The organism is Kitasatospora sp. MBT63 (assembly GCF_000710465.2).
Classification (GTDB): Bacteria; Actinomycetota; Actinomycetes; order Streptomycetales; family Streptomycetaceae; genus Kitasatospora.
In genome coordinates this window covers 1-9,486 of sequence record NZ_JAIZ01000781.1, presented here as the reverse complement: position 1 = coordinate 9,486, position 9,486 = coordinate 1, and the positions used below count along the sequence as shown (strand labels likewise).

2 protein-coding genes are annotated in these 9,486 nt (G+C 75.8%); one reads left to right on the top strand and one right to left on the bottom strand.

The genetic code is table 11. The annotated features are described in order from the left end of the window. Positions 1–306: 306 nt before the first annotated feature. Positions 307–1,953, bottom strand: a complete 1,647-nt coding sequence (gene abc-f, locus AA75_RS40670) for a ribosomal protection-like ABC-F family protein (RefSeq protein WP_033825531.1) — start codon at positions 1,951–1,953, stop codon at positions 307–309. A 317-nt stretch (positions 1,954–2,270) separates the two neighbouring features. Between abc-f and AA75_RS40665 the strand changes: the two genes are divergently transcribed. After that, a complete protein-coding gene (locus tag AA75_RS40665) occupies positions 2,271–9,437 on the top strand; it encodes a non-ribosomal peptide synthetase (RefSeq protein WP_033825530.1) in 7,167 nt (2,388 codons plus the stop codon). The last annotated feature ends 49 nt before the right edge of the window (positions 9,438–9,486 follow it).

The window sequence follows — 9,486 nt, the reverse complement described above, 5'->3', positions numbered from 1 at the left end:
GGGAGCCGGTACGGCGTGCTCTGGACCCCGATGCACCACTTCTACGCGGGCACCGGCGGGACCGAGCAACTCCGGCTCTCCTACAGCGTGCTGACCCCGCCCGAGATCGCGACCGGCCTCGACCGGCTGGCCGCCTTCATCGCCGACCGCTCCCGCTGACCCCCGCACCGGCCACCCCTACCGGGCCCGCCCCGTACACCCCCGACGGGGCGGGCCCACCCCCCGGCCGCCACCAGGTACGAGCCGGTGCGCCGCCCGGGCCCGGCCCTGCGGCGCGCGGCGGGATGCTGCGACGGCCCCGGCCGGTCACACCGCCGCGGGCGCCGGTGCCGCGAGCCGCCCGGCGGTCAGCTCGCGCTGCTCGCCGGTGAAGCGTTCCCGCAGCCGGCGGTCGTGCGACACCACCAGCAGGGTGCCCCGGTACTCGGCCAGCGCCTGTTCGAGCTCCTCCACCAGGTCGGGCGCCAGGTGGTTGGTCGGTTCGTCCAGCACCAGCACCTCGGCCGGCTCGCACAGCAGCCGCGCCAGCGCCAGCCGCCGGCGCTGACCGACCGACAGCTCCCCGACCCGCCGTCCGAGGTCGACCGCCCGGAACAGGCCGAGTGACAGCAGCCGCTCCCGGTGCTCCTGGGCGGTCCCGGCGCGCCCCGCCGCGAACGCGGCCAGCAGCGACCGTCCCTGGTCACCGTCGGGCACCTCCTGCGGCAGGTACCCGATCCGCCCCCCGGTGCGGACCTCGCCGGTGTCCGGCGCCAGCCGCCCGGCCACCACCTTCAGCAGGGTGGACTTCCCGGCGCCGTTCGGCCCGTGCACCAGCAGCCGGGCGCCCCGGGCGAGTTCCAGCGACTCCACCGCGAGCCGGTCGCCGACCTCGACCTGCGACAGCCGGACGAGCGGGGCGCCCGGCCCGTCCCCGCCGCCGTTCTCCGGCAGGGTCCCGATCCGGCCGGTGAAGCGCAGCGGGTCGGGCGGCCGCGGCACCGGGTTCTCGTGGAGCCTGCGCAGCCTCTCCAGCGAGTTGCGGACCCGGCTGCCGACCTGCCGTTGGACCCGGACGCCGTGGCTGAACAGCTGCAGCTTGTTGGAGTGGTTGCGCCGGTCGTAGGCGACCCGCTGGGCGGTGGTCACGCCGCGCTGCTCCTGGCGGGCGATCTCCTCCAGCCAGGTGCGGTACGCCTCCTCCCAGCGGCGCCGGGCGGCCGCCTTCTCGGCCAGGAAGCCCTGGTAGCCGTCGCCGTAGCGGCGGACCGAGCGGCGGTCCCCGTCCACCTCCAGGACGGTGTCCGTCACCCGTTCGAGGAACAGCCGGTCGTGGCAGACCGCGACCACCGTCCCGCGGTAGCCGCGGACCCGGGCCTCCAGCCACTCGAGGGCCGGGGCGTCGAGGTGGTTGGTGGGCTCGTCGAGCAGCAGCAGTTCGGGCTCGGCGGCCAGGACGCAGGCGAGGGCGAGCCGGGCCTGTTCGCCGCCGGCCAGCGAGCCGACCGTCCGCTCGAACCCGACCGCGGCGAGGCCCAGTTCGGCCAGCGCGGTCCGGACCCGGGCGTCGGCCCGGTACCCGCCGCGGGCCTCGAACCGGGCCACCAGCTCCCCGTACGCGTCGAGCGCGGCCCGGTCGGCCCCCGCCAGCAGGGCCTCCGCCCGGTGGATCCGGCGTTCCAGGGCGCGCAGGTCGGCGAGGGCCAGGTCGACGGCGTCGCCGACGGTCGCCTCCGGCGGCAGGCCGAGGGTCTGCCCGAGCAGGCCGACCCCGCCCTCGGCGGTGACCGTCACCGTCCCCGAGTCGGGAGCCTCGCGGCCGGCCATCAGGCGCAGCAGCGTGGACTTGCCGGCGCCGTTGTCCCCGACCACCCCGACCACTTCGCCGGGGCGGACGGTCAGCGAGACCTGGTCGAGGACCGGCCGGCCGGCGTACGCCTTGGAAACGTCGTGGAGCGTGAGTTGAGAGGGCACGGACGCATCTCCTGACGCCGGGTCACACCGTCTTTGCCATACACCGTATAAGGCTCTCCCCGGGCAGGCAACCGGATACCCGCGACCGCGCCCCGGCACGGGGCCGACGGACTGTCAGCACCTTGTCAGCGCCGTGTGGACGGCGCTCGGCAGACTCGGTGACCGCACGTCGCAGCAGCGGCGCGGCACACCCGGAGCACGGGACGGCGCCGCCGGACCGGCCGGCCGCGGACGTGCCGACGGTGCAGGCGGCGAAGCGGCACAGGGACGACCGGCCGACTCCCCACACCCCTGATCCGATCCAGGAGAGACCTCAGATGACCCTTGACCCCTCCCCGGACGTGCCGACCGGGACGGCCCCGGCGAACGGGGCCCGCCGCACGGCGCTGACCGAGGAACAGCTCGGACTGCTGCTCCACCACCGCAGCGACCCCGAGACCTCCCCGTACAACGTGCCGCTCGCCCTCGACCTACGCGGACCGCTCGACCTGCCCGCCCTCGACCGGGCCCTGGGCATCCTGACCGACCGCCACCCCATGCTCTCCGCCCGCGTCGTCGACGCCGACCCGCTGCCCGAGCTCGACCTCCTGCCCGGCCGCCGCCCCCAGCTGGAACGCCGCTCCGCCCCCCTCCCCGCCGGCTCGACCGGACCCGAAAGCGACATGCTGCTGGCCGTCGCCCGGCAGGAGCTGGACCTGGAACGCGACGGCGTGCTGCGCGCACTGCTGCTGCGCCACGGCGCCGACCACCACACCCTGCTGCTGGTGGTCCACCACCTGGTGGTGGACGGCGAGTCCACCGCCATCCTGCTCGCCGACCTGCTGACCGCCTACCGGCAGGGCGGGATCGAGGGCGAGGCGCCCGCCGGCTTCCCCGAGCACGTGGCCGAACGCGCCGCCAAGGCGACCGCCGACACCACCGCCCTGGAGGCGTACTGGCGTGAACGCCTGGACGGCGCCGACGTCACCGTGGACTTCCCGCAGGACACCCCGGGCCGGCCCGGCGCCCCCGCCGGCCGCAGCGTGCCCGTGGAACTGGACGCCAACCTGTCCGCCGACATCGCCCGCTTCTCGCGCACCCACCGCGCGGGCCCGGCCGCCGTCCTGCTCGCCGCCTACCTGAAGGCGCTCGCCACCTACTCCCGCCAGGCCGCGCCGACCGTCGCCGTCCCGCTCGGCGTCCGCAGTGACCTGCGCCACGAACACACCGTCGGCTACTTCGTGCGGACCCTGCTGGTCCGCGCCCCCGACCAGGCGGCGACCAGCGCGGCGGGGTTCGTCGCCCGGGTGCAGACCGAACTGGCCCGCGCGATCGACCACTCCCAGCTGCCCTTCCCGAGGATCGCCAAGCTGATCCCCGGCGCCGACCCGGCCGACCCCGAGGTCTTCAACTGCACCTTCGTCCTGCACAGCTGGGCCGACACCTCGGCGGCCGCCGCCGACGGCGTGGAACTCCCCGGCGGCCTGCGGGCCCGCTGGCGCCAGGACGTCCCCTCCCCGGGCCTCGGCCTGCTCACCCTGGAGCTGTACGAGGGCGAGGGCCGGGTCCGGGGCCGGCTCAAGTACGACAGCGCGCGGATCGAGGCCGGTACCGCCGAGGCGTTCACCGAGCACGTGATCACCCTCGCCCGGCAGATCGTGCACCACCCCGAGCGGCCGGTCACCGAACTGGACGGCGTCGGCCCCGGCGCCCGCGCCGCCCTCGACCTCCTCAACGCCACCGACCACCCCATCGGCGACGACGACATCGACACCCTGCTGCGCCGCCGCACCGCCGCACAACCCGACCGGACCGCCGTCGAGTTCGGCGACCGCCGGTGGACCTACCGCGAGCTCGGCGAGCGCATCGACGCCTACGCCGCGGGGCTCACCGGGCGCGGCGTCCGGGCCGGCGACCGGGTCGGCGTCATGCTCCCGCGCACCGACGACGCGGTCGCCGCCCTGCTCGCCGTCCTGCGCACCGGCGCCGCGTACGTACCGATCGACCCGGCCCACCCCGAGGCCAGGCGCCGGCACATCGTGGACAGCAGCGGGATGCGGACCGTCCTGGTCACCGGCGCAACCGAGCAGGCCTGCCCGGCCGGCCCCGAGCAGGTCCGCCTCGATACGCTGAGCACCGGCCCCACCGCCGCACCCGAGCAGGGCCCGGCCTTCGACAGCGCCCTGCACGTGCTGTACACCTCCGGCTCGACCGGCCTGCCGAAGGGCGTCCAGCTCAGCCACCGGGCGCTGGCCACCGACGTGCTCGCCGCCGTCCGCCACTTCGGCATCGGGCCCGACGACGCCATGCTGCTGAAGGCGCCGTTCACCTTCGACGTCAGCGCGCACGAGATGCTCGTCGCACTGGTCGCCGGAGCCCGCCTGGTGGTCGCCCCGCCGGACGCCGAACGCGACCCCGACCTGCTCGCCCGCACCCTCGACCGGCACGCCGTCACCCTGCTGCACCTGGTGCCGTCCCAACTGCGGCTGCTGCTCGAGGCCGAGGACTTCCCCGCCAACCGCACCCTGCGCACCGTGGTCAGCACCGGCGAGTCCCTGCCGAACGAACTTCGCACCGCCTTCGAGGCGCTCCACCCGGCGCGCCTGCACAACGCCTACGGTCCGACCGAGACCTCGTACTCGACCGTCTTCTCCTGGCCGCGCGGCGACGACGGCGGCTGGACCCGGCGCGCGGAGGTGCCGATCGGGGTGCCGTTCGACAACATCCGCTGCTACGTCCTCGACGACGGGCAGCGGCTGCTGCCGCCCGGCGCACCGGGCGAACTGTGGATCGGCGGCGGCACGGTCTCCGACGGCTACGTCGGCGACCCCGAACGCACCGCCGACCGCTACCGGGAGCTCGACCTCGGCGACGGCCGCACCGGGCCGCTCTACCGCACCGGGGACCTGGTCAGGCTGCTCGCGGACGGCTCGCTCACCCACCTGGGCCGCTTCGACGACCAGGTGAAGATCAACGGGAACCGGGTCGAACTCGGCGAGGTCCGCGCCGCGCTGATGGCCGTCGACGGGGTCGAGGACGCCACCGTCCAGGTCGCCCGGCACGCCGCCGGCAGCCTCCAGATCACCGCCTACCTGGTCCCGCAGCACCTCGACACCGCCGCCGTCCGCCGACAGCTGGTCCGGACCCTGCCCGCGCACATGGTGCCGGTCCGGATCACCCCGGTGGACCGGATCCCGCTGCTGCCCAACGGCAAGACCGACCGCCAGGAACTGGCCCGGCTGGCCGCCGCCCGCCCGGCCGAGCCGGAGCACACCGAGCCGCCCACCGCGCCTGCCGCGCCCGAGCCGGCCACCGCAGCCGAGCCGGCCACCGCACCCGAGCCGGCCACCGCGCCCGAGCCGGCCGCGCCGAGGCCGGCCACGCTCGCCGTGCTCCGTACGGTCTGGGCCGACCTGCTGGGATCCGCCGCCGACGACAGCCAGTTCTTCGAGTCCGGCGGCGACTCGATCCTCGCCATGCAACTGGTCTCCCGGCTGCGCCGCGAGGGGTACCAGCTGGTGATGCGCGAGATCTACCGGCACCCCGTGCTCGCCGACCTCGCCGCCCACCTGGACCCCGGCACCCCGCAGCCCGCACCCGCCGGCACCGCCGGCCCCCACCGCACCCACCCGGGCGGCCGCCCGCTCGCACCGGTCCAGTCCTGGTTCTTCCGCCACATCAGGACCGACCTCCACCAGTGGAACCAGTCCGTGCTGCTGGAGCTGAACCGCCCGCTCGACACCGCCCAGCTGCGGCTCGCCCTGCAGGCCGTGGTCGCCGCCCACCCCGCCCTGAGCGCCCGCTTCACCCACGACGGGCACACCGGCGACGGCCGGATGACCGACGCCGTACCGTTCGCCGCCCACCCGCCCCGCGAGGTGCTGTGGGAGCGGGACTTCGGCAGCGAGCAGGAGCTCGACGAGGTCCTCGAGGCCGCCGAACGCAGCCTCGCCCCGCTGGACGGCCTGCACGTGCGCGCCGTCCTCGCCCGCGACCGCAGCGGCGGCCGGGACCTGCTGCTGATCGCCGTCCACCACCTGGTGGTCGACGGAGTGTCCTGGCGCATCCTGCTGGAGGACCTGGAACACGCCCTCGACGCCCTCGCCGACGGCGCCCTGCCCGCGCTGCCCGCCGAGGCCGGCAGCTACGGCGAATGGGTGGACGGCCTGCCCGCCGTCGCCGCCCGCACCGGCGAGAGCGAGTACTGGCTCGCCCTGGCCGAACGCCGCAGCGCGGCCCACACCCTGCTGCTGACCGGCCCCGCCCCCGACGAACAGCAGCTGCGCCGGCTGGAGTTCGCCCTCGACGCGGACGCCACCCAGCAGCTCATCGGCCCGCTGCCCAAGCGCCTCGAGCTGTCCGTGCACCAGCTGATGACCGGCGCCTTCGCCCAGGCGCTCGCCCGGTGGCGGGGCACCTCGACCGTCACCTTCGACGTCGAGACGCACGGCCGCCACGGCCGGGACGACCTGTTCCGCACCGTCGGCTGGTTCACCGCCATCCACCCGGTGGTGCTCGACGCCGAACGCGCCCAGCACCCCGAACGGTTCGTCACCGAGGCGGCCCGCGCACTCGCCGCGGTACCGCAGGGCGGCGTCGGCTTCGGCGCCTGCCGCGAGTACGCCGACCGCCCCGCCGTCCGCGACACCCTGCGCGCCCTGCCGCCCGCCCTGGTCTGCTTCAACTACTACGGCCAGGCCGACCAACTCAGCCCCGCCGGCCGGTTCCGGATGTCCGGACGCCCCATCCCGCGCGAGCACTCCGCGAACTGCGAGCGGGTCTACGGCATCGAGGTCTACGGCATCGTCCACGACGGCCGGCTGCGGATGGGCCTGACCTGGGTCCCCAGCCCCGCCGACGGGGTCGACGAGGACGCCGTCGAAGCACTGGTCGCCCAACTGCGCTGGGTCCTGGCCACCCTCGCCGGAGCCGACCCCGACGAGGTCCGCACCGCCGAGATCACCGCCCCCGGACAGGCCCTCCCACAGCCCCGGACCGCCCGGACGGCGGCACCGGCCGGACCGCGCCGCGAGAGCGTCCCGGTCACCGCCCAGCAGCACGGCCTGCTCCTCGACGCCCTCGCCCACCAGGGAACCGGCCGCTACGTCGAGCAACTGCACTGGCGCTGGCACGGCCCCCTGGACACCGACCGCTTCACCGCCGCCTGGCAGTCCGTCTTCGACCGGGAGGCCGTGCTGCGCGCCGCCTTCGACTGGCAGGAGCAGCCCCGGCTGGTCCTGCACGACAGGGTCCGCCCCGAGGTGGTCCGCCACACCGACACCGGCACCGACTGGGACGAGCTGCTCGAACGAGACCGGCTGCGCGGCTTCGACCTGCGGCGCCCCGGACTGGTCCGCGCCACCCTGGTCGACGAGGACGGGCCCGACGCCGCCACCCGGGTGCTGCTGACCTTCCACCACGTCCTGCTGGACGGCTGGAGCGTCTCCCTGCTGATCCAGCAGTTCTACCGGGCCTACCTGGCCGGCGCCGCCCCGCACCAGGGCCCCGAACGGCGCCCCGACCTGCGCGACTACGCCCGCTGGCTGCAGGCCCAGGACACCACCCCCGCCCGGGACTTCTGGTCCACCGCGGTCCCCGCCGGACCGCTCGCCACCCGGCCCGCCCTGCCCGGCCGGCCGACCGGACAGCACGGCTCCGGCCGCGCCGCCACCACCCTCACCCGCGCCGAGGCCGACCGGCTGCGCACCTGGGCCGCCACCCACGCCGCCACCGAGAGCACCGCCCTCAACACCGCCTGGGCGCTGCTGCTGAGCCGGGCCTGCGGCGCACCCGGCCCCGTCCGGGTCGGCTTCGGCGTCACCGTCTCCGGCCGCGGCATCCCGCTGGACGGCGTCGAACACCTCCCCGGCCTGCTGATGAACTCGCTGCCGATGACCGTCGAGGTCGACCCCTCGGCCACCGTCCCCCACCTGCTCGCCGAACTGCGCGACCGGGCCCTGGACATGGCCTCGTACGAATGGGTGTCCACCGGCCAGATCCACGAGTGGAGCGGCCGCGGCGCGGGCGAACGGCTGGTCGAGAGCCTCGTCGTACTGGAGAACTACCCGCGCTCCCAGGGCGGCCTCGACGAGGACCTCGCCGCCCAGGGCATCCGGGTCGAACTCCCCGACGCGGCAGGCTCGGAGACCGCCTTCCCGGTCGCCCTGCTGGCCTACCGCGACACCGACGGCAGCCTGGTCCTGGCCGCCGTCCACGACCGGACCCGGCTCTCAGACACCGACGCCCACGCCCTGGTCGACCAGTGCGCCCGCCTGCTGCGCGAACTCCCGGACTCCGCCGACGACCTCACCACTGTCGCCGACCTGCTGGAGACCATCCCCGACGACGCCCTGCCCCGGATGGCCGAACGCCCCGAACCGGCCCCCCGCACCGGCGACGACGGCGACGGCTGGCCCGACAGCGAGGAGTCCAAGCTCCTCCAGGAGGCCTGGCTGGCCGTCCTCGGCACCCATCGGGTCGCCCCCGCCGACCACTTCTTCGAAGCGGGCGGCCACTCCCTGCTCGCCATGAAACTCCTGCGCGAGATCGCCGACCGCACCGGGCACGTGCTGCGCCTGGACGACCTGCTGGCCCACCCCACCGCCGGGGCACTGGCCCGGCTGCTCACCGACGGGCCCGCCGCCGGCGGCGAGCACGGTGTCCTCGTCCCGCTGCGCGAGGCCGCCGACCCGGCCGCCGGAACCCTCTACCTGGTCCACCCGCCGGGCGGACAGGTCGCCTGCTACGCCCAGCTCGCCCAGTGCTACCAGGGCCCCGAGGCGCTCATCGGCATCCGGGACCCGCGCGTCGACCAGCCCGAACCCGAGCACCTCAGCACCGAGGAACTCGCCGAGACCTACCTCCAGGCGCTGCTCCCCGCCCTGGAGAACGGCGAACGCATCGCGCTCGGCGGCTTCTCCGGCGGCGGCGTCATCGCCTACGAGATCGCCCAGCGGATCACCGCCGACGGCTGGCAGCCACCGCTCGTCCTGATGATCGACGCCGGCGCCCCCGACGGCCGGATCACCGACGCCGACGCCGACGGCTCGTTCGCCTCCCGGCTGCGCACGGTCGCCGAGAACCGCACCGGCACCGAGGGCACCGACGGGGCGGGCACCGGGCCCGCAGCCGGCCCGGACGCCCCCGACGAGCCCGCCGACGCCGACGCGTACCTCGCCGAACTCGCCCAGATCGCCGACTGGGTCCGCGGCGACGGCGGCGGCGACCCGGTCGCCCTGATGCGCGACAGCGTCGAAGCGGTCCAGCGCTACGCCCCCCGCCCCTACCCGGGCCCGGTCGCCGTGCTGCGCGCCGGGGACACCGGCTTCGGCAAGGGGACCGACTACGACGAGAGCGACCGCTTCCACGGCCGGCCCGGCCTCGGCTGGGAGGACCACTGCGAGGACCTCGCCATCAGGGTCGTCCCCGGCAACCACGTGACGATGCTGACCGGCGACAACGTCCGCACCCTCGCCCGGATCCTGGCCCGCGCCGCCGCCGGCTGACCCGGCCGCCGCCGGACCCGCCCCGACCCACCGGCCCCGACCCACCCGG